The 23211-nt window shown below is 44.7% G+C and carries 13 protein-coding genes, 1 tRNA gene and 1 pseudogene; 9 read left to right on the top strand and 6 right to left on the bottom strand.

From position 1 onward, the window contains the following. Nucleotides 1–66: 66 nt before the first annotated feature. Nucleotides 67–141 (bottom strand) — tRNA-Gln (locus H524_RS0109290). A gap of 421 nt (nt 142–562) precedes the next feature. Next, nucleotides 563–1162 carry a hypothetical protein gene (locus H524_RS0109285; RefSeq protein ID WP_027940024.1) on the bottom strand — a complete coding sequence of 200 codons (600 nt, stop codon included), beginning with the start codon at nt 1160–1162 and terminating at the stop codon, nt 563–565. A 440-nt stretch (nt 1163–1602) separates the two neighbouring features. Between H524_RS0109285 and H524_RS0109280 the strand changes: the two genes are divergently transcribed. Next, nucleotides 1603–2415 (top strand): hypothetical protein, encoded by an 813-nt coding sequence (locus tag H524_RS0109280; RefSeq protein ID WP_027940023.1) that lies wholly within the window; start codon nt 1603–1605, stop codon nt 2413–2415. A gap of 426 nt (nt 2416–2841) precedes the next feature. On the opposite strand, the gene H524_RS0109275 is transcribed toward H524_RS0109280, so the two are convergent. Then, nucleotides 2842–4707: a hypothetical protein gene (locus H524_RS0109275; RefSeq protein WP_027940022.1), complete on the bottom strand. Its 1866-nt coding sequence runs from the start codon at nt 4705–4707 to the stop codon at nt 2842–2844. Between the two features lie 280 nt (nt 4708–4987). Continuing rightward, nucleotides 4988–5770 carry a NirD/YgiW/YdeI family stress tolerance protein gene (locus H524_RS16650; RefSeq protein ID WP_027940021.1) on the bottom strand — a complete coding sequence of 261 codons (783 nt, stop codon included), beginning with the start codon at nt 5768–5770 and terminating at the stop codon, nt 4988–4990. Nucleotides 5771–6437: 667 nt separating this feature from the next. On the opposite strand from H524_RS16650, the gene miaB reads away from it, so the two are divergent. From miaB to H524_RS0109225, 5 genes and pseudogenes are all read left to right on the top strand, one after another. Further along, complete coding sequence (gene miaB, locus H524_RS0109260; protein WP_245580458.1) at nt 6438–7808, top strand: tRNA (N6-isopentenyl adenosine(37)-C2)-methylthiotransferase MiaB; 1371 nt, start codon at nt 6438–6440, stop codon at nt 7806–7808. A gap of 682 nt (nt 7809–8490) precedes the next feature. Then, nucleotides 8491–9198, top strand: a pseudogene (locus tag H524_RS15175) (PhoH family protein); the annotation flags it as partial. Nucleotides 9199–9673: 475 nt separating this feature from the next. Continuing rightward, the gene (gene ybeY / locus H524_RS0109250) at nt 9674–10213 is read left to right on the top strand and encodes an rRNA maturation RNase YbeY (RefSeq protein WP_027940019.1); all 540 of its coding nucleotides are present in this window, start codon (nt 9674–9676) and stop codon (nt 10211–10213) included. A gap of 387 nt (nt 10214–10600) precedes the next feature. Continuing rightward, nucleotides 10601–11470: a CorC family transporter gene (locus H524_RS0109235; RefSeq protein WP_052339019.1), complete on the top strand. Its 870-nt coding sequence runs from the start codon at nt 10601–10603 to the stop codon at nt 11468–11470. Between the two features lie 839 nt (nt 11471–12309). Beyond that, entirely contained in the window at nt 12310–13440 is a 1131-nt protein-coding gene (locus tag H524_RS0109225) for a 5-methyltetrahydropteroyltriglutamate--homocysteine S-methyltransferase (protein WP_044121924.1), read from the top strand. A gap of 247 nt (nt 13441–13687) precedes the next feature. On the opposite strand, the gene H524_RS0109220 is transcribed toward H524_RS0109225, so the two are convergent. Both H524_RS0109220 and H524_RS0109210 read right to left on the bottom strand, forming a co-directional pair. Then, on the bottom strand, nt 13688–14254 hold the full coding sequence (locus H524_RS0109220; protein ID WP_027940015.1) for a hypothetical protein: 567 nt from the start codon (nt 14252–14254) through the stop codon (nt 13688–13690). Between the two features lie 264 nt (nt 14255–14518). Then, a complete protein-coding gene (locus H524_RS0109210) occupies nt 14519–16849 on the bottom strand; it encodes a hypothetical protein (RefSeq protein ID WP_027940014.1) in 2331 nt (776 codons plus the stop codon). Between the two features lie 416 nt (nt 16850–17265). On the opposite strand from H524_RS0109210, the gene lnt reads away from it, so the two are divergent. The 3 genes from lnt to H524_RS15165 form a co-directional block, all read left to right on the top strand. Then, nucleotides 17266–19209, top strand: a complete 1944-nt coding sequence (gene lnt / locus H524_RS16645) for an apolipoprotein N-acyltransferase (protein ID WP_027940013.1) — start codon at nt 17266–17268, stop codon at nt 19207–19209. A gap of 746 nt (nt 19210–19955) precedes the next feature. Continuing rightward, nucleotides 19956–20489 carry a Panacea domain-containing protein gene (locus H524_RS0109200; protein WP_027940012.1) on the top strand — a complete coding sequence of 178 codons (534 nt, stop codon included), beginning with the start codon at nt 19956–19958 and terminating at the stop codon, nt 20487–20489. Between the two features lie 704 nt (nt 20490–21193). Beyond that, nucleotides 21194–23211: prolipoprotein diacylglyceryl transferase (locus H524_RS15165; RefSeq protein ID WP_044121922.1), on the top strand; the 2018-nt coding region annotated here is incomplete at its 3' end.

Raw genomic sequence — 23211 nt, 5'->3', positions numbered from 1 at the left:
ATGGCGGAATCAGAATCCGCTGCCTTACCGCTTGGCTATACCCCTACGATAAAAAAACTCAATTAGTGGCAGGGGTACCTGGGCTCGAACCAGGGCGTGACGGGATCAAAACCCGTTGCCTTACCACTTGGCTATACCCCTAAACACTTGAGTTTGTCGTCAAAGACAACGGCGCTCATTATATCTGATAGTTTATGCCTGTCAATAGCTTTTAAACAGAATTTTACATTTCTATCATCTTGCAACCATCACTCCCTATATCAAAGGCTTGTATAAGCCAAAATACAGACAGCTTTGAATGTGAGTATTAGACAGCAGACACTTAAACTTAAGCTAAACAATCATAGCTCTTAGGCCATCACCTTACTTTAGTCTAGTGTGAATAGATTGTTCTTTTGTGGTGCTTAATAAGACCTCAAGCGTACAAGATAATTGCTTTCCAAGCAGTGACTTTAATGTAGCCATGAGCTTAAAAGTAAAAAGGCTCAAACTAGCTTGTAGTTGAGCCTTGTGCATGGAACTTCATGTTCGATACATGAGGTACTTTAACCTGTGGTAGCTTTTAGTTGATGCGATTGCCCTCAAAATCAAGCTTGAAAGGCTTGCCTTGCTCACTTGAGTAGTCGCTGATAGTTTCAAACGAGTCCCAGCCCATATCTTGAGGTAGGCCCATAGAATCGATGATGTCGAATTCCCAGCCGTCATCCTCGGTAAACTCGTTAAAGTGGGTGTAGCACTTTTGCATCTGCTCAGCAAAGAACACTTCGTAGCCTTTAGCGCTGTACTGAGGGTTATATTGCATATTCAAAACTGTGAGCATGTAGGTTTTATAAGAGAGCGTATCGATGCCCAATTTGCGATTTGAAACGCCGTATTTCATGAAGATAGCAGGCATCTCGTCTAAAAGTAGCTCTTGCAAGTAGCGGCGTTCATTACCCTCTACGCCCATGGTCTTATAGCCCTGTTGAGATAGCATAAAGACATTGCTAAATGCACTACGCATATAGTGCACGCCGGCAATGCAGGCCTTTTGATCAGAAAATTGGGTTGGAAAATTTTCAACTTGCTCAAGCGCTTCAGAGCTTATATTTGGAGCTGCCCAGCTTGTGGCAGATAATGAGCAGACTGCGCTAATCACAGCACCTAAAATCAGTTTTCTCATACAAACCTCTCTGAGCTATACCAGTATTTCGAAAAATGAGTCCTATATCCATGCCCATTAATGTACATGGCCGTTTTTATTGTTTACGATAAAGCCAAGAAGCTTATATTTATCGCCTGTGCTCTATCGAAGATAGCCTAGAGCTTGACGCCTATGCTATTTATAAGTCACACGTAGATTATATAGAAACTTGTACAAATCTTTTCTTGCACGCATCTCATTTACCTAAGTTAGTACTATCTATAAGCCATTATGATCTACAAATAAGCAAAGAGAGTGACGATACGAGCTCTCATCGAGCTCAAACTATGCTGTCAAACAATGCAACCTAATCTTTCGTACACTTAAGAGCAATTTAGCTTATGATAGATGTGGTACTCTTTGCCGAATTAACTAGGTAGAACTAAACGTCCTTAGTTGAAGGATTAATGGATTGAACCATGTTCTTAGCTAAATATTCCCGCTCATTAATTTCAAAGCCACAAACATCTGTGTGCGTAATTTCAAGCGCATTAGCTTTATTACTCAGTGCTTGCTCATCATCTAGTGATGAGAGTAATGCTAAGGCAAGTGCAACATCCTCATCACACGCAGACAATCGCATTGTCTACATGATCCCTGACTATAGAGGTAAGTCATGGGGAGCTCAGGATGAAGATGATTACCTAAATGCGCTGCAGAAAACTGACTTAGTGTTTGATGAGGACAAAGTTCAACTCATTAACATTCAAGGTGCAGCCCCAAGCCGCATTGTGCTGTACAAGCAAATAGCACCACTCACTGAGTCTCAAGATCAGCAAGCTGAGCAAAATGATGCTCAAGGCGATACACAGTCAACTGATGGCAAAGACAATGTAGCATCCCCTGCACAAGATAATAATGAGTCACCACAACAAACTGACTCGGATGATAAATCCGCCGCTCACGAGGCTGCTAATGTAGCCTCAGCCCAAGATTCTGCTAATGTAGCCTCCGATCATGAGGCTGCTAAAGTAGCCTCCGCGCAAGATTCTGTAGCAGAGCCATTATCCTTAGTTGAGGTTGCTACTTTAGCAGGTGCAGACTCGACTAGCGCCACCATAGAAACACCTGCTGATAAGGTAGTACGTGTTTCTTCTATCCGTGACCCCCAAAATCATTGGCAAAAATCTTCTAAACCTTGCTACAACTGCACTAACCCAACTGAGTACGATCCTTACTATTACGAGCCTTTCTACAAAAAGTTCCCAACTCCAGGCGTCGATAAGAAGTAGCCACTCACTCCTCAAAAAACGACTACCATTCTCGTTGTAGCCACGTCCTTGCCAAGCTCCTCTCCTTACGCTCCCTTGCAAACATCATCATTGCCATGCCTGCATAATGTCATGGCCAAATCATTACGCCCATTCAACGCTAAAAGCATTCAGGTTACTCAGTCCCAACACCATTCTGGCCATTCAAACCAAAATAATTACGGCCATGCAGACAAAATCATTAGGCCCATGCAGGGAGTGTCCAGTCTTTTTATATCTGAGATCATGCTCTGTTACGATCTTAAAAAAACGTAACCTCAACAGCGCAAAAGAGCATATTTTTCTTCTGGGACGCGATCGTGCTGCTCTGTGGTGATTTTTCTGGGCGTAAAAAAGGGCAGTGTCATAAGACGCTGCCCTGTTTGGTTTGTTAAGTAATAATCATTGCTACTTACGTGGTTGTACGTAATGAACACCAGGATCAGCTGGCCAACCTGGAGTGCCTGGCATTATCGGATGCTGAGGCTCATGCATACCAGGTGGTGGCGCATAGCTTGGGCCTGAAGATGAAGGTGGTCTGCCAGGGTAATGTGGCGGCCAGCCTGCTGGAGGTTGCCATCCTGGAGGTGGTCTCCAGCCTGGGTGATTAGGAGGCCAGCCTGGAGGTGGATTAGCTCCTGTTGGAGGCACCCAACCTGGTGGAGGCTGCCAACCAGGTGGTGGATAACCACCTTCCCAACCTGGAGGTAATTGACCATGGCTACCAATGTAGTCGTATAAGTAAACATCGTAGTTCACATCATACTGATTTGGATTTTCGACGGTCACTACATTACCGTACTGATCTGTATATGTATAAACACTTGGTGGATTGGTGTAGTTGACGTTTTGGTTGTTGGCTAACTCTTTACGATAAGCTGCCACTTCCTCAACTGTACCAACCATGGAAGGGGTATTGGTACCAAATACCTTTACTAACTGCTCACGTACTGGAGCTGAGCTTGTATCTTGAGTGCCTGGCACCTCAATAGATGAGCCTACAGCAACTAAATTGCTACCACCATGAGCCTTGCCTTGAGGCGCAGGAGCTTGAGCTGCTAGAGCTTGTTGTTGAGCTTGTGCCTGTTGCTCGGCTGTGACAGCTTGGTTTTGAGTTGCAGCTTGTGACTGTTTTAGGGTGGTAACCGTACCTTTAAATGGCCCATGATCTGGAACGCTTTGAGCTGAGGCGATCACGGCGGCATTTACTGAGGCTGTAGCTGCAGCTGCATTGGTTGCGGCAGTAACGATGCTCGATGGATATGAGGTGACACGATTTTTCTCAGGATCCCATGCAGTGCCTACCTTAGCTTGCTTATAAGCTGGCTTTTCAGGCAGCATTGGTTTAGCTACATACTGATACTCAGAGGCAGTCTTATTAGTACCGTAGCTTTTGACCCTGTCTTTTGATCTATCTTTTAAGCGCTTGTCAGCCTTGTCATCGTACGGGGCGTTGTAATGCTCCTTAACTGCTGCAATAGCCTTAGAGACATTCTCAGCATCAGCACGATCTTTTGCTCTTTTCTTGGCACTCTCATCAGCTGTCTTTTGCTCAGATGTAGCTGCAACTACAGCTTTATCTTCGCTCTTGGCGCTCTTAGCTTTTGCATCTGCAGAGATCTTATCTTTTGCATCTGCAGTGCTCTTAGCATCAGCTTTAGTCTGGCTCTGCCATTGGCTTGCAGCCGTGGAGTTTTGCATGGCAATCTCAGCTGCACGAGCACGAGCTTGCTCAGCTAAAGCAGCATTAGCTTTAGCTTGTGCCTCGTTAGCCTCTTGTTGAGCTTTGGCAGCTTCTTGAGCTTTCTTTTGAGCCTCTTCTTGAGCCTGAGCTACAGCAATGGAGCGTCTTGCTTTCTCAACTGGGGTATTGGCCTCTTTAGCAGCCACCATAGCGCTAGCTGAGTCAATCACAGCACTATTTTGCTCCCCAATCGAGATGTTCTTAGCAGGCTCTAAAACGACCTCATCACCAAGCGGCAAAATAGGAGCATCAGCAGGCAAGTCTGTCCAATCAGCTTTAGCAGGCGCTACAGCACCTTGCGACTTGTTGGTGATAGTTATATTGCTAGATTGCTGAACTTGAGCCTGAGCGATGGCTTCTCGTGCGGCATCACCCTCTAAGAGCTCTTTGGTAATCGGATCTATAACAGGATCATCGCCTGCGTAAATAGACACGTTATTAGCAGTACTTGCATGCACTGTAGCAAGTGTCGGCAAGGCAGTGACTAAGCACGCGCCGATGCAAATACTTAAGGTAGACTTACTTAGCAATTTAACCTCCTACTTAGGTAGAGAAAATGCCAATCCAATCTTGCTTAGACACAAAATCTTTCTTACTTGTTAACGCACTCAAAGCTTGTCGTGCAAGCTTGTTGCTATCAGTAAGTGCTAAATGTATTGCAAAAGCAAAGCCTAGCTCGTCACTTGTTGATCTAGATCTAAATTAGCCCTGCTTTCACATGCATAAAAAGTAAAAAAGGACGGTTTTACCGTCCTCTCTCATATCGCTGTTAATAGCCTCAGTGGCTATTCATTAATTTTGCTTATGTAGCTATTTGGCGTTTTGTGTTGCGCCCTGAGCATTATTTTGCTCGCTCTTAGCAGCTACCGTTTCACTATTAGTAACAGTTTCAACTGCAACAGCTGACTGCAGCACTGCAGGAGATCCGGCAGTATCGCTTGCAATAACGCTCGTTGTTGCCTCAGTCGGTGCTATAGCTGCACTAGCTGCAGCTGTTGCAGCAGGAGTTGCGGTTGCTGCTGTTGCGGCTGTGCTTGCTGCTTGAGCGGCTGTGGTTGCTGCGACTGCACCTGATGATGGGGCATTTGCATCGGCGGCGGCAACGGTAGCTACATTTTGGCTAGCAACATTTAAAGTGGCATTGCTAGCGTTTTGCATGGCAGCATTGTTAACTTCTTCGAGGATACGATAGTGCTTGGCATCGATCTTCACTTTGAACATGTTGCGGTCAACTTCACCGTAGATTTCGATGAGCTGATCTTTGTGCACATATGACCAATCGACGTCATCATCAAGTTCAACCTCAATTGACTGTCCAATTAAGTCGGTGAACTCGTAGTTGTTATCGTACAGATAGCCTGTAAGACGACCTTTAATTAGCACTTCAGCCTCATCAGAAGCACCAGTTTGCACCTGATGCACTGAGGTTAAGTAAAGATCAAAACCAGTAGGCATGCGCAAAGCTTCATGGTACTTATCTTTAGCTTGTGCTTGAGAAAAAGGCATAGCAAGTGAGGCAGCAAATACTAAAGAGATTGCTGTCAATAGCACTGAACGTCTATGCATTTTGATTACACCATTGAACAAGGCCATAATCGAATCCCATCCTAGGCGGTCTTACAGCTTGGCTTAAATCTTAGTTGGACAGTTCCTAAGTTTGATCTTTGCCAATCACTCCACTGCAGCTAAAGTAGCTACAGCCCATTATCTTTTATTGTATTTGAATTTTCTTAGCTCAAAGTTAGACATAAGTATATAAAACATCTTATATGCAAGATCTGAGCTTTTAGGGGGCTAGATTCTAATCTAAGTGCCTATCAAATGCTAATTAAGCGCATCATCCATTACGCTTTAGAGCCTAAAACTACCATGCTATGCACGAGAGTAACAAGCCGTACTCTTAGAGCGTACGATACTAATAAGATAAGCTGCCCCTCTTATCAAAGCTATACAAATACGGGTGCTATATTAAGCCAAACAAATTAGCTGAACCTTAGCATAGCTAAGTTTGCAGCGCTAACTGATAGATACAAGACGTAATTAAACTATAAGAAACGATTGCATCTTGCTTGACGCGATAGCTAATTGACGCAGTTTGAAGGCGTAAAACTGATTAAGATGCGCATTAGGCACATAATTGTGTGGGTTTTTCCCATAATAGCGCTATAATGTCGCGTTTTGGGATTGCATCCCTTGTTTATGCCGCTTTATACAAGCTTTGCATCATCAACCTACAGGATCTAGCAAAAGGTACACACTAATGTCCGAGATAACTGGTATCAGGATTAACACTAACGCCAAACTGCAAATGGGTACTTTCCACGTAGCAGTATGGGGTTGTCAAATGAACGTATATGATGCAGATCGTATCCGTGATTTGATGACAGCCTCTGGTTATGTGGAGAAGGCAGAGCCTGATGGTGCTGACGTTATTATTCTCGTGACCTGTGCTGTTAGAGCAAAGGCTGAGGACAAGGTATTCAATCAGATCGCAACCTGGCGTCATCGTGGCGTTACTAACGATGAGACCGTAATTGCCTTAGGCGGTTGCGTAGGCTCTGAGCTTGGTCAGCAAATTATTGAGATGAACAAGGGCGTATCTATCGTCTTTGGTCCTCGTACTGCTCACCGTCTGCCTGCTATGGTGGCTGCATTTAGAGCAACTGGCGATCATATCGTTGACGTTAAGGCTGAGGCTTTAGAGAAGTTTGATGCTCTGCCTGAGCAAGGTCAGCGTGGTCCAAGCGCCTTTGTAACCATTATGGAAGGCTGCTCTAACAACTGCACTTACTGCATCGTGCCTCACACCCGTGGCGGCGAGGATTCACGTCCTGAGCAAGACATCTTAGATGAGATTGCTATCCACTTAGAGCACGGCGTTAAGGAAATCCACCTTTTAGGTCAGAACGTTAACTCTTACCGTGGCTTAAATGCCGAAGGCAAGGTGGGTCGTTTCTCATCCTTACTTTACGAAGTAGCCTCCATTCCAGGTGTTGAGCGTCTGCGCTTTACTACCTCTAACCCAATGGAGTTTACCGATGATATCGTGCAGGCCATTGCCGATCTGCCAATCATCGCTGATTCTATCCACATTCCTGTGCAGTCAGGTTCTGATCGCATCTTAAAGCTGATGAAGCGTGATTACACTTCTGACTCCTATCGTGAGTTAGTAGCTAAATTACGTAAGGCCCGTCCAAATATCTACATCTCCACCGATATCATCGTAGGCTTCCCTGGTGAGACTGATGAAGATTTTGCTGAGACCATGCGCTTAGTGAACGATATTAAATTTGACTCCTCCTTTAGCTTTATCTACTCCAAGCGTCCAGGCACCCCAGCAGCTGACTTAGAAGACCCAGTTCCACTTGATCACAAGAGACAAAATCTCTATGTACTCCAGGCTAAGCTTGAAGAGTATGCCTCCATGTACTCTCAGCAGATGCTTGGCACCCGTCAGCGCGTTTTAGTTGAGGGTATCTCTCGTAAGAACGAGAACGAGCTCAAGGCACGTACCTCTAACAACCGTATTGCCGTATTTGAGGGCAGCCGTGACTTAGTGGGCAAGATGATTGATATCGACGTTATCAAGGTTATGAGCCACACCCTCAAGGGCCAAATCGTTAACGCCTAATAGCCATCTTTTAGATAGCTAAATCATACAAAGCCGAAGACCTTAGGGTTTTCGGCTTTGTTGTTTTTATACAGCAGCAATATTACTTACCACGTGTTGATGATGTAGCCAAAGACGGACTATATTGGTTTATTTGCAATAGACTTAACTAGATTTTAGTGATTCTTTTGGCCTTTTGGGCTAAGATCATGCGGTACTTTGTTTAGCTATCTAGGAGCAAAAATTGACCAAAGCTAACATCGAGAAAGATGGCGACGAGCGTCGCTTTAATGTAGAGCCTGCTGATCGTCAGCGTATTGCCTATTTACTTGGCCCAGGTAATGAAAACCTGCAGCAAATTTCTCAGCGTTTAGGTGTTGAAATCTTAAATCTTGACGCTGGCTTCTGCATCAAAGGCCACGGCAAGAAAGCGATTGCAGCTGAGCGTATTATCAAACAGCTCTATCTCGAAACTGCTCCTATCGGCAAACAGCGCAAGCCTAATTTCATCACTCCTGACATGGTTAACTTAGCCATTGTTGAGAATACCCACTTAGAGGCTGATCAAGAAGATAGTCCAAATCCACTGGATTTTTACGATCAAGATACTCAGCTTGAGGCCGCTGAAAACGCCCGCACCGCCATTAAAAAGCACGTGCGTAAAGGCGAGGGTAAAGAAGATGGTGAGCGTGGTAGCGTAGGCGAGCTCTATCACAAAGCCTCATCATTAAAGACTCAGCGCGGTGTGATTAAAGCCCGTACTCCAAATCAGGCTGGCTACATTTCTCAAATCATTAGCCACGATGTGAGCTTTGGTATTGGACCAGCCGGTACTGGTAAGACCTTCCTTGCTGTCGCTGCTGCGGTGGATGCGCTGACCCGTAATGAAGTACGTCGTATTATCTTAACCCGCCCTGCAGTTGAGGCTGGTGAAAAGTTAGGCTTCCTCCCTGGTGATTTATCCCAAAAGGTTGACCCTTACTTACGTCCTCTGTATGACGCCCTCTTTGAAATGCTCGGCTTTGAAAAGGTAGAAAAGCTCATTGAGCGTCAGGTAATTGAAATTGCTCCATTAGCCTATATGCGTGGTCGTACTCTCAACGACAGCTTTATCATTTTAGATGAGGCACAGAACACCACCATCGAGCAGATGAAGATGTTCTTAACTCGTATTGGCTTTAACTCCAAGGCAGTTATCACAGGCGATCCATCTCAGATCGACTTACCAAAGAATGTACGCTCTGGTTTGCGTCATGCTATGGAAGTGCTCTCTAAGGTTGATGCCATCTCCTTTACCTACTTCATCTCTGATGACGTGGTTCGTCACCCAGTGGTTGCAGCCATTGTTAATGCCTACGATGCTTGGGACAAAAAGGAACATGAGCGTGAAGAGCGCGAAAAGTCAGAGCGTCCACCACGCTTTGAGCGTCGCTATGGACAACGCCGCTATGATGATCGCTTAGAAAAGCACATCGACGCTGAATACCAAATCCCAGGTGATGAAGGTGAGACTAATAGCAATGGCGATCAGCAAGCTGACCCATCAAGCGTTCATGGCGTAAGCTTTGCGGCTACCGATGAGTTTGAGCGTACCTTAAAAGAAGATATGGACTCTTTAGAGCGCGAACATAGCAAGGCACAAAAGGCATTCTCAACTGGTTTATCTTTTGACAAAGCCATTGATGATCTCATGGACGAAGATAATGAGCCATCCAAGGCTGCCAAGTCCACTTTAGCTAAAGAAGATATCTAATTGCTAAAGCAATTACCAAAGTAATTGCGCTCTATCACCATCTATTTAGAGGCATCAGCATATGTATGAGCTGATGCTTAATACATTAAGGCTCTGTAATGGAGCCTTTTGCTTATATGGCAAAGGATCATGTATGCAACAGATCAATATCGATTTACAAATTGCCGTTGAAGACACTGCGCTCATACCTGCACTTGAAGACATGCAAAAGTGGGCACGCGCTGCTTTTGATTATGTAGGTTTTGCTAAAGACTGTGCTTTTTCTGCACGCTTTGTAACTAACGATGAGATCCAAACTCTTAATCGTGAATACCGTCAGATGGATAAGCCTACTAACATCCTCTCTTTTCCATACGAAGAGCCTGAAGAGCTTGCTACTCTGCCAGAGGAAGTCTTAGCTGAGCTTAATGCTACAGCCGAAGAAGAAGGCGATGAGAATATGGGCACCTATCTTGGCGATCTTGTCATCTCCATGGCAGTGCTAACTAAAGAAGCGCAAGAGCAAGACAAGAGCTTAACTGAGCATGCAGCCCATCTTATCATTCATGGTTGCCTCCACTTACTTGGCTATGACCATATTACCGATGAAGAAGCCGAAGAGATGGAAGGCATAGAGATTAAAGTGCTTGAAAAGCTTGGCTATGCCAATCCATATGCTGCAGATGAAGACTAAAGAGAACTCATCTTCATAAAGCACCTCATCTTAATCGCCGTTCGCTCATTGAATGCTATCTCCTTGAACGCTATCTCTTTGCACGTTAGCTCATTGAACGCTATCTCTTTGCATGCGCCGCTAATCACTAAAGAGCATAGCTTTTGTGTAAATTTGTAAGCACTTTGCCTAACTTCACATGAAGCTAAACTCAGTGCGCTAAGATAGCTTAAGGTGATCATGTGCTGCCTAAAGTTGTGCAAATCCAGATAATTGGGCATTTGTGGCAATTTAATTGGCAAGTTTTTGCGGGCTCTTTCACGCTAAAACATAGTTTGCGCCAATCTAAAGTAACTCTAGGCTATAATGACATCATGTTTTTGAGTACAGGAGTTTGAAAACTTTCTTATGGGATCTGAATCTGAAATTCCGCAACACATGTCATTTCTCTCACGTACACGTGAGCGTCTCATGCGTGCCGTCTTAAAACGCGGACTCCCATCCAACCAAAGTGAGCTTGCTAAGGTTATTGAGCAGGCTAGCCAGGATGACATCATTAACGAAGAAACTGAGGATATGATTCGCGGAGTCTTCGATATCACACAGCGTCGTGTGGCTGATGTAATGATCCCACGCTCTCAGATCAGAGACATTGATAGTGAGTGCACTATTGGTGAGGCTATCAAGATTGTAATTAAGTATGGCCACTCCCGTTATCCTGTATCTTTTGAAGATAAGGATCATATTCAGGGCATCTTAATGGCAAAAGATCTGCTCCCTATGGCAGATCAGTGCGACAAGAAGATCAGCGACTTTCCAAATCTCTTAAGAAAGCCAGTGATTGTTCCTGAGAGCAAGCACGTTAATCGCATGCTCAAGGACTTTCAGAAAAACCGCTTCCACATGGCTATTGTGGTCGACGAGTACGGCGGTGTATGCGGTCTTATCACTATTGAAGACATCATTGAGCTCATCGTCGGTGAGATCAACGACGAGTACGAGACTGAAGTTGAGGGTACTAACATCACCAAGAGTGGTGATAATACCTACATCGTAGCTGGCTGCACTCCAGTTGAAGAGTTTGAAGAATACTTTAAGACTACCTTCCCTGACATCGATGTCGATACTGTTGCAGGCCTAGCACTGCACTACCTTGGCCACATCCCACAAAAGGATGAGCAAGTAAGCCTCAACGAGTTTACCTTCAAGGTTCTCGACACCAAACTCCATCAAATTAACACCCTGCAGGTAACTGTAGCGGCCAAAGAAGACGAATAATTAACTAGTCATCTTCTTGGCAAGCACCTCTTGCCTCCATGCTACTTACCATGTGTAAGTAGCATGCTCATACCTTAGCCGAGATATAAACTACTCCCACAGCAAAGATCTTAGCTACTTCCCCCTGCTCGCGCGCATTGTTACTTGATATTTAGCACTATTGATCGCTATTAGCATTCATGGATTTTAATAAGCTAGCAATCATACCTTCTAATGAGCTAGCCGGGAGTGTCCAGCCTTTTGCCAGCATTTGAAATGCACTCTCTATTGCCTTAACGAGGCTTAAGCGCTCATCCCATTGTCTTTATTTTTCGTGAAAGCATTTGCTCGGCATGAGCTAACAGTGAGTAAATCATGCCCCTTTAACGAGCTTTTGCAAAAATATCAGTCCCTTATTCGGTGCGTTATCTAAACACACCTCTTGCTCAGGGCTAATATTTTCCCATTGTTTTTGTACCATACGATCTTTCGAGCCGAAATTGTTACTTCTAGGCAGATTGTTGGCTTATTTAAGCCGTTGCCACTACTGAGTAGTGCATGATTGATGTACGCGCCTTTTCACTCAATTTTGGGTGATTTGAATGATTAGAATAATTTTTACATAGCACAGTGTTTCCTAGATATACAAGTAGCGCCCAGCAATAAAGCAAGGGCGCATCTTAAGGCTTACTTTTAGTGCTGCATAAAGGGCTGCTATTTTTCTTTGGTAAAGTTTCTCACAAATGACGGGCTCAATGATTGAGTTAAGCATCAAGCACTTTTAGCAATGTAAACATGCAATCCGTCACTCCATTCCCCACACATAAATTAGGTGCTCGACACCTTTTGGAGATTTTATTATGGCTTTTACCGTTAGAACAAACGCTCCTTTCCGTGCTGATGTAGTTGGCTCATTCTTACGTCCTGACGTGCTGCATAATGCACGCAAACTTCACGCCGGTGGTCTATTGGACGACGCTGGTTTAAAGAAAGTTGAGGACGAGTGCATTAGCGACCTTGTCAAAAAGCAAGTTGCTCATGGTCTTAAAGTCATTACCGATGGTGAGTTTCGTCGCAGCTGGTGGCACCTGGATTTTATGTGGGGATTGACGGGTGTTGAGAAGGCCTCTAGAGAACGTGGTTACGGCTTTGTGGGTATTGATACTCGTGCCGAGACTGCAGTTATCACCGGCAAAATCTCTGGTGAAAACCACCCTTTTGTCGAGCACTTTAAGTTTGTTAAGCAATTTGAATCCTTAGCAGATGGTTTAGTTGCAAGACAAACCATTCCTGCCCCTGCTCAGACTTTGGCTACTTTCCTTAATGTACGCAACACTGAACTTAAGACTAATTGGCGCGACTTCTACGCAAGTGAAGAGGCACTAATCGAAGACATTGGCGCAGCCTATCGCACTGTAATTAAAGATCTCTATGCAGCCGGCTGTCGCTCAGTGCAAATTGATGATTGTACTTGGCCAGTACTGTGCGATGAAGAACTCGTAAAAAACAGCGGTCTAGATGTAGATCATTTGGCATCACTCTACCTCAAAGCCAATAATGCTGCACTACAAGACAAGCCTGAAGATCTCAGAATTTGTACTCACATTTGCCGTGGTAATTACCGCTCTCATTACTTCTCAAAGGGCTCATACGATCGCGTGGCTAATGTAGTGTTTGCTCATGAGAATGTCGATGCTTTCTACCTTGAGTATGATGATGAGCGCTCTGGTACCTTTGAGGCATTACAGCTCATTCCAAAGAACAAGCAAGTAGTCTTAGGTGTCATTACCTCTAAGCGCCCTGAGCTTGAAGATGAGGCTTTCTTAGAGCAGCGTATTGCCAAAGCAGCTGAGTACTTCCCACTTGATAACTTATGCCTCTCACCTCAATGCGGTTTTGCCTCTACTGAAGAGGGCAATTCCCTTACCGAAGATGAGCAATGGGCTAAGGTTGACTTAGTAGTACGTACTGCCAAGAAGATCTGGGGCTAATTAAGTACAACTAATCAGTATTAGCGCAAATTAAATCTGACTGACAAAAAGCAAAGGCCAAATTGTGCATGAATATTTGTTCATGCCTCTTTGGCCTTTTATGTGTCCATTATCTATAAAGTCAGCTTTGCTCAGCTACCTAACTAATATGAAGTCAGCTTTGCTCAGCTACCTAACTAAAATGCCTTTGAGCTTTAAGGAGATAGCATAGCTTACGCTTGAACAAGAGCGCTATCTTAAGATGCTATTAATCTAAAGAGCCTTGTGCTGCTGGTTTGGCCTCATCAACATTGAGGCTATCATCATAAGGCTCAGGGGCTGGCACCACATCTTTGCTCTCATCGATGGCCGGTGTCTTAGGCAGAGAGTCCACATCCCCCTTAAGTAATTCAGAGCGCTTAGGTTTGATAGTTTCAGGTGCTCTTAAGACACCTTTGCCTGTTGGGCAGCTGTAGGCACGGCCAGATAAGAAAAACTCAGTTGGAGCCATGCCGCTTGGACCATGTAAAAATGGGCCGTCGTCATAGAAGAAAAAGCCAGGCATGACACTCATATTGGTCTCAACTAAGTGATTACCACCAAGCTGAGCCGTCTTAAGCTTGAGCAGACGACGTGCTGATTCTAAATTGACTGCGCCATAGTGATTGTTAACATCACCAACGAAGGTACATCCCACTACCTCACTAGGCATAGCAGTAACAACCGAGGCTATCATATCCTCTTCTTGCGGAGTATATGCTGCGCATCCATTAAGAACTAAAGCAGTGGTAACGCCTAAGGTTATGGCTGCGTACTTAAGCTTACGATTATTCATAAAAACTGTTAATTGCTCCAAAAGGTTATGCCTCAAAAGATGCATATGCTCATAGTATATGGCAAATGTAAGTAGCAATGCCTGTAAATATCTTATGCCTCAAAACTTAGCTGAGACTTTAAATTTTAAGATCACCGCGTCACAACTTAAGACAAAGAGCCTTTATCAAGATCTAAAGCCATGCACCGCTCTTAATACTCGCCGCTTTGTTCAGTGATTACAAATGGCATTTGGAGCACTAACTGCTCCCATGTTCATGGAGCACTAATTGCGGCTATGCAAGGTACGCTTCATAGACTTTGCTTTGAAGAGGTCTAATGGGGTATTGAGTAATTGCTCCTCAAAAGACTGCAAGCACAGCTTTAAGATCTCCATATCCTCAGGTGGCATCTTGTTGAACTTGAAGGACGAGATCTTGTCATTGCCCTTGTAATACACCGAGAGTTTGAGCTGATTGCCTTGAGGGCTAACAAGCTCCACTTGCTTTAAGTAGTTCTTATCCTCAATTGCACCAACCTTAAAGCCAAGTGGCGTAAGGATATTATTAAGGCGCTTAGCAAAAGGAACCACGGTACCCATTCCTGCCTCAACACTACCTTGAGCACTTAGCTGATTGTTTTTAACTGCCTTAAGCGCAGTATCCTCATCAACTAAGGTTAAGTTTTTATTGCGCTTTAAGAGGCGATTAGAATCACGTTCAGTTTGCTCAATATAAGCCTCAACTTGCTCATCACTCTTAAGCTGAATATTGTGGATAGAACTACCCACTAAGTTCTTGAGCAAATAGAAAACCTCTTTTGCATCCTCAAGCTCAGATGATGTCTGTACAAAGGAGACCAGATCTCTTTTGTTATAAAACACAGATAACTTAAAGCGATCGCCATCTTGTGTCTCCATAAAGCACAGCTTTTGGTAGTTACGATCTTCAATACGACTTACGTGCACTCGAGTCGCTCTTAAGATCTCTTGTAGTGCTGCACCAAAGTCTCGACGCTCACCTGAGTAATATTCCTTTTCCTCAGCGCCACGAGGCTTCATATAAGAGCTACGCGTGTACTTAATACCAGTAGACTCTCTACGCTCTTTTGGATCTACATGCCACTGAGCAGTATTTTCTAATACCGACAGACGCTTATGTCCCTCAGCACTGATACGCTCATGCTCAATTAAAGCCTCTTGAGCACGCTTGTTTTCAAGCTCAGTGTACTTAGGACCGTCATCATCTTCTTCATTTCTATTCTTTATAAACTTGCGCAGCTCTTCAGGTATACCTTGCTCCCATGGCGCAACCTCGTCAGAAAAGCCTGCAGTACTGTCTGTAGCTCGCAAAGCTCTTCCATAGCCACCTTGCGTCTCAAGTAAAGGCATGCCTTTTCCTGATGAGAGATCTTTACCCTTTAAAGAGGCATAGTGCTCATCATTATCGCTTTCAGACTGTAAGGCCTCATAAGCCTCCAATATGCCATCAAAATCTAGCTCTTCATCCTCACTAGCAGCACCATCTTGAGCAGACGAAGAGCTCAATGCGCTACCACTATTTTGAGCATTGTCAGATAGACTTTGAGAACTAGCTGCATTAGCACTAGGAGCATGAGTGCCTATAGCACTTGCCTCACTAACTACAACGCCATCAAAACTATCTTGTGCTACAAAAACCGAATCATCTATCTCTTGCTCGTGCTGCACGGTAGCAACACAGACGCTATCACCATGTCCTGTAGCATCATCCCAAGGCGCTCTCTCATCGCCCGCACCGCTTGCATTAACTTCACTACTTGCTGACAAATCACTACTTGATGATAAATCATTACTTGCAGCCCCATCCTCAGAACCTGTTGCAACCTTCTCATCTTGTGGTGGCATAACCATGCTCTTAGGATATGAAGCCGAGGCATCAACGCTCTGAGTATGCGGTACCGAGGTATCAACGCTCTGAGTATGCGGTACCGAGGTATCAACGCTCTGAGCATGCGGGGCCGTGGTATCAACTCTTTCTAAATGAGCCTCATCATAAGCGCCTAAGACCGCATCATACTCTTGCCATACTTGAGTGTAGGCATCATGAGATTTGGCTCCTTGATAACTATCTTTATCCATAGCAAAACTACGGCTAGCGTAATTATCTGATGCGTATGGAAGTGGCGATGAGGGTGCGGCAACATCAGGTGCTAATGCACAAGGAGTCACTGGGGATGCTAAGGTAGTAGCCTTAGTACTAGCTGCATTGGAGCTACCTCTCTTAGCTGTGTGCGTTGTCTTGCTAGCACTCGACTTAACCTTACTAGTAGTGCTTGAGGCTACTGCAGATGATACAGTGGCACTCGCTAATACAGGTGGTGTAGTGGATACTGTGACATTTGTAGATACTGGGACATTTGCGGCTAGCTTCGATGGCTCAGAGGTTGTGGATGATGCGAATGTGCTTGAGCCTTTAGGATGCTTACTTGTGGCCATGTACTCATCAATACGCTGATTCATGGACATGTTAGGCACGGTATTTTGCGTGCTTTTAGGACGTGATGAGACCTTACCTAGATCGGACATGCTTACTACACGAGTGGTAGGAAGTAAGTCTTTGTAGTCACTAAAAGCCATAGCTATATCCTAAAAGATCGAGTCTGATAAAAAGCACCCATATGATTAAAGTGTGCTTGATGAGCCTAGATTACACTAGATTTTTGCACCATTGCCATGCAATTGTAGGCCTCTATTGTTTTTGCAAGCTTAGCATAAGCGGGGCTATAAGCTCATGCTCTAAAACAAGTGAAACTTAACAATATGGCCACAGAGGCTTATTTTCTGTGAAGCCCATGAGGTTCTTTTTAGCTGCATATATTTGGCAAGCCTAAGAAAAACGTGATGATGTTTAAGCCGCATTTGTTAAAATAAGCGCCCAACATATCCTCATTGCTGATAGTACAGCTAAAAAACTCGAGGATAGGTTCTTGTGGTCTTAATCTTAGCTAATTTCTTGAGCCTCTAGACCCAAAGTTTTTCTTAGGACAAAGCCAATGCTTACCAAACTCACTCTAAAGCTCTACAAATACACTGATACAGATGCTTGGGCAAGGTTATGCCATACCAAAACAGGCATATTCTTAGTCTCAGTAGTGCTAGGTGCCTTAGGAACTTTAGGCTTTGCTCCATACAATAATTGGGTAGTTACTTTAGCTACTCTGGCCTTTGAGTTCTTCTTTGTCTCAACCTTTAAGTCCTCTAAGCGCGTGTTCTTTTCATTGCTGTTGTACTTTACAGCCATGAACACTTTCACCTTAGAGTGGCTTAACTATGTTATGACTGGCTTTGGCGGCCTACCACCAATTGCCTCTTACTCAATTGAGACTCTCTTCTCTGCCTATTTAGCTATCTTCCATGCCTGCCTTGGTACTCTAGCCTTTAGACTGTCCATGCGTCGCATCAAGAAAGATGAGCTTGAGACTGACCATAGCCAAGGCAAGGATAGCGCTGCTACTGCAGCTAATGACAGCTCTGCTAGCGCGGCTAATGACAACTCTGCCAATGCAAGTTCCTCTAACGATGCTAGTGCCAAGAGCGATGCTAAAACTGCAGATGCTGATGATTTTGATGATGAGGAGGCTGTAGAGGCACCACCTCCTGCTTTTTCATCTCGACCAGTACCTGCTGAGTCTAGTGCATCTCCATCAAAGATGCAGGATATGCCAAAACACGGCATCTCGGCTGGTTCTACTCGCTTATATCCAATTCTTACACTTAAGGATGGCATTGATCGCCGCTTCTTTAAGAATGCGTTTTTATTAGGCTTTCTGCCAGCAGCTTTAGTTCTTGCTGATTACATCATCGGTGTCCTCTTTACTGGTTTCCCATGGATGTATGTTGGCTATACCACCGTTGATAGTCCTTTTGCATCCTTTGCCCCATTAGTGGGTGTACGAGGCATTAGCCTTCTGTTCTTTATCTGTGCGGGCGCTATTGCTCTTGCTATTGAGCGTCGCTATGTCTATCTGCCAGTGGCTGGCTTTATTTTCTTTGTCAGCATCATCATTATGGGTATCAAATACGTTACCCCAATGGAGCCTATCAAGGTTGCAGGTATTCAGGGCAATATCGAGCAGAGCATCAAGTGGGATCCTAACCATACTATCCCAAGCATCAAGAAGTATATGAACCTTACCTCTCCAGAATTAGGTAAGAATGATGTAGTAATCTGGCCTGAGTCAGCTATGCCTGTATATGTACAGCAGATTGTGCCGCTGCTTGATGATCTTAACTTTTTGGCCAACGAACAAGAAACTGCCTTGTTAATGGGTATCCAACGTGTTACTCCTGACAAGCTCAGCTATAACTCCATGTATGTTTTTGGTCAGAGCAAGAATCTATTTGATGCGCAGATTTACGACAAGCGCCACTTAGTGCCATTTGGTGAGGTAGTACCGTTTGAAAACCTCACTCGTCAGCTAGGTTCGATCTTTAATTTCCCAATGTCATCCTTTAGCCCAGGTGCACTTGATCAAGAGCAAATTCATATTGAGAAGTTCGATCTTAAATTCATCCCTGCTCTTTGCTATGAGTCTATCTTCCCTGAGTTAATGCTCTCCATGTATTCAGATGAGACAAATGGCATCATCATGATCTCTAATGACTCCTGGTATGGCGATACCCGTGGCCCAATTGAGCATTTAGCTATTGCGCGTATGCGTTCTATGGAAATGCAAAAGCCAATGATCCGCGTTACAAACTCAGGTATCACTGCCTATATCGATGAGCTCGGAGCTATTGTAGAGCGCTTACCATCTGATGAAGAGGGCGTACTGCACATGCAATACGTTCCAACCTCCGGTACCACTCCATACGCTAAGGGCGGTATCTACATTTTCATCGTCATGGTACTTGCTACTATTGCCTTAGGCTTCATGCTGCGTCGTGTCCGTCAAGATGCTGTCCAACAGCAGTTTAACGACATGATCCGTCCATAAATCTTCTTTAACGATCTCGGTGTGGCCATCATGACCACACCTTGATCAATTCTCCATAGCACCTGCCTTCAAAATGCAGAGACTATGGCTAATCCTCAAGCTACACTGCACCTCAAAGGCTTATACAGCGTCTTGTGTGATCCTATACTAGCGATCGTAGCGATCTTATGATCCTTTCTTTTAGGCTTGCTCGATCACTTGTTAAAAAGTGACGATCGCGATCATTAAACTTTCTTTACAAGATCACAATGGATCATCAGCGCTGTAGCTAATGCTGTTTGCACTATGCTAAAAACTATGGCTCTCAAGGCTTATCGATCATGGTACAAAAAGGTGAAGATCGTGAACTTTAATCTTTTTTCACCTCGATACTACTCAACATTGCATGGGCCTTAGTGCTATTCTATTAAGATATCTTTACGCGTCTAAAGTACGATCTGATATTAGACTTTAGTACGCTAAAAAGGCTAATTTGCGGTCATTGGCCGCGATGAACCTAACAATTTTTAACTTTTTTGCCTGACAAGAAGCCCTTTTGGTCGGATAATAAGCAAGTTATACATGATTAGGCTATAGATATCAGAGCGCGATATCATTAAAATGGTAGGTGCTTATCTGATTAACATGGCACGCAAACTTTTTTACAACGCGTGTCTTTAGTCTAAGTAAGCTCAATAGTTTTAGTGTGGCCATCTAGCTCACTAGGTGCTTTGTTCTTGTGCCAAGTGCGTATCAAGGAAGGATATATGCGCGAGATTTTCTTCAGCAGTTCACGTGTTCTTACTTACATCATCAAGAGATGCTATCTGAAGAACTACCCAATTAATCAGGCCAAGGCACAGCGCCTGTTATACTGCTCTTATGGCAGCGTCATGGCTTTATTTGACATGCGTTTAACCGACGAGCGTCCTATTACTTGGGAAGCAGGCCCAATTTTCCCTCGTGCACTGTTTGACCACATGCACCATCAGCTCAACTTTGCTGATCCACAGAATCCATTAGAGCAGAACCTCTGCCAGCCAGCTATCCTCTACGTTATCGATCAGACTGTAGACAACTTTGGCGCAATGGCAGCTGAAGAGCTCACCGAGTTCTTAACCGCTCCAGGTACCCCATGGTACGAAGTATCCAACAAGGGTGAGGACTTAGGCATCATCATGAACGATGAGCTTATCCGTAAGTACTTTGCTGAGCACGTAGTAAATCCTGAGGCTTACTGCGGCCCAACTATGGAAATCGCTATCAGCCCTAACGAGCCAAGCGACAGCATCTGGGCTTAATCCTCATTTGTCTTTCATAGGCCAAGCGTGCCTAACCTAGCACTGTCAGAGCCTCTCTGATTGCAACAAGCTTTAAATCCTTCCTCCGCCAGGGCCTCTTAACCTGGCGGTATTCTTTTGTATTCTCTTTTTTTCCCATCAAAATACTGCCATCTAGCTAAAAGCAAATCATCAGTACTCATCTGCAGCTTTTGCTATTTTATTTATCTGCCCTTGCTCCCCACTTACTCATAGTCGCCCAACTGACTTTGCGTGAAATGTTAACTACCCTATCTTTTTTAGTGCACTAAAGTGTTTATCTACCATCACATAATCCCTTATGTATCTAGGATTTAACCCAGTTAGGGCCTATCAAAACACTCAACTATGTGACCTAGTCGGGAAAACCGCTAATATCTTGACTAAGACATAGCTCCAATGCCTATCTAGCGCGGTTTCTATTGTCTTTGCGTGCTAAAATGTTTAAGCGATGCGTGTATGTCCATGCTTTGCCAGCTTCTCTTGTGATTTATAGCCTTAAAGTCAGACAAAAAGCTCCTATCCGTGCGCTTTTGTCTTCAATAGAGCGAGCTTGGTCTTTAAAGGCGTGGTGAATAGTGCAGTTGACCGCCAAAAACTTGCACTTTATTCACGGCTAACACCATCAGATGCTGACTTGCTTGTGTCAGCAAGCCCTTACATTGGTTTAGGTCTCAGGTTTTTTAATGAGCAACAACGTTGATACCCGCCTACAACGCACTAATGCATCCGTAGGAATCAGTGGCAAATCCGTAAAAGAGTCGCGTGAAAAAGATGCTAACACCTCATCTACACAGATGAGCCGTGCTGCTACCACACGCTATTTAAACTCCTTATCTAGACAACAAGATGACGTAGGGGATACCCTCTCTCGCTCCATGAACAAGCTCAATCAGAGTTTGTCTCATGCTGCTTCGAGCAATGAGGAAGTTGCAGTTGATGAGCAAGCTGAAAAGATGGCGGTCTATACCAAGCTTGCCGGCAAAATAATTAGCCGTGATGCCAATTTACAGGATAAAGTTGCTCATAACCTGTCTAGTGGCTCTAATACTGTACGCTCCAAAGATGCTGTAGATTCTCTGCAGCAAGCTATGAGCAAGATGCCTTCAAGCCTGAAGGAAGGCACACAATCTGGTAAAGATTTAGCCAAGTTCATGGTGGAAAACCTAGTTACTTTAACTGACACCAAGAACATGGGTGCAGGCTTAGAGCGTGATTTAGCAGTACGCCAAATCACTGTGCCTAAGCATGCTCCAAACAGCCGTGTCCAAGCAGCTAGTGACAAGGTTTTACAAGCATCTATCGAATACATTAAGAGCAATCAGCCAGAGGCTTTAGCCAAAGAGGCAGCTCAGGCAAAATCAGGCCAAGGCGCTAATGCCTCGACTGCCAATAGCACTGCCAACGTTAATCTCAATAGCTCACAAGATAGAGATGATGCCGAAGTTGCAAACTCAACTTACACTCAAAGCATCATCAAGCAGCGCCGCGATGCCCAAAATACTAAGGATGTTGCACAGCAAAACACCAAGGATGTTGCTTCGCAAAGTCCTCAAGATCGTATTAGCTCAGAGATCTCCAAGCGCATTCACAGCTTAATCTCTCAAGCAGCTGCTAGTGCTAAGCAAGGCAATTTAATTCAGCTCACTCCAGAAGAGGCCAAAGCTTTTGATAAAGCTGCCTCTACCCCATCTAATAGCAGCTCAGTTGAACGCTTTTTAACCAAGACAACTACAGCAGCTCCTGAAGCTCCACTTTCAGAGGGCAAAGCACGTCCTGCTATCGACAATACCAATGTTCGTCAGTTGTCCCTGTCCGAACTGTCAGCCCGTGCATCCAAACTGCAACAAGAATTTAGAACCGAGCGTCACCGTATTGCTCAAGAGGGTAAGCTTCCAGATCCAGCACAGATGACTAAGGTCGAAATCAAAGTCGACGTACGTCCATCTCAAGGACAGGCCACCACTCAAAGTTCATCTGACCCACGTGCCAACGGTGCTAGCACCTCTGCAGCTGCAGATCGCGTTTTAAATGGCGATAGCTCTAATACCAAGACTCTGTATACCTCTGAGCGTAGCGCCCCAACTTTATCTGATACAGCAGCCAAAGCTCGTGAGCTCTTAGCCCGTGCTCAAGCTCGAATTGCACAGCAACAAGTTGCTGAGGGCAATACCAAGGATGGCTCTAAGATTGCTACCCAAGCTAATGAGCCGGCCACCAAAGATATCAAGGCACCAACTGCTCAAAATCAGCAGCCTACTCAAGCTCAGGCTGATAAGGCTCCAGGCACTCAAAATCAGCAGCCTACCCAAGCTCAGGCTGACAAGGTAGCAAGCAGCAACGCTAAGCTTACTGATGCCCTTAAAAACATTAGCTACAGCTCTATTGCTGAAGATACCAAGGTCATCAATCAGCTCAAAGCTCAGGCTCAAGCCCTTGAGCAGCTGCAGTCTAAGGTTGCACAAGAGCAGCAAGCCACCACAGCCTCAAAAGATACTGCTACCAAGCCAACTCCTGATGAGTTTAAGTCACAGCTAGCACCAAGCAATGCTACTACCAAGGATATCAAGGGCCCAGTTACCCAAGATGGCAAACTCCCAGGTGCCCCTGATAAGGCCCCAGTTGCATCTGACAAGGCCCCTGTAACCAAGGACATTAAGGTTCCTGTACCTCCACAGGATGGCAAGCTACCTGGTGCCCCAGA

The sequence above is a fragment of the Anaerobiospirillum succiniciproducens DSM 6400 genome (assembly GCF_000482845.1).
Lineage (GTDB): Bacteria > Pseudomonadota > Gammaproteobacteria > Enterobacterales > Succinivibrionaceae > Anaerobiospirillum > Anaerobiospirillum succiniciproducens.
Note: the sequence above shows the minus strand (reverse complement) of the source record. Positions and strands in the feature narration are given on the sequence as shown.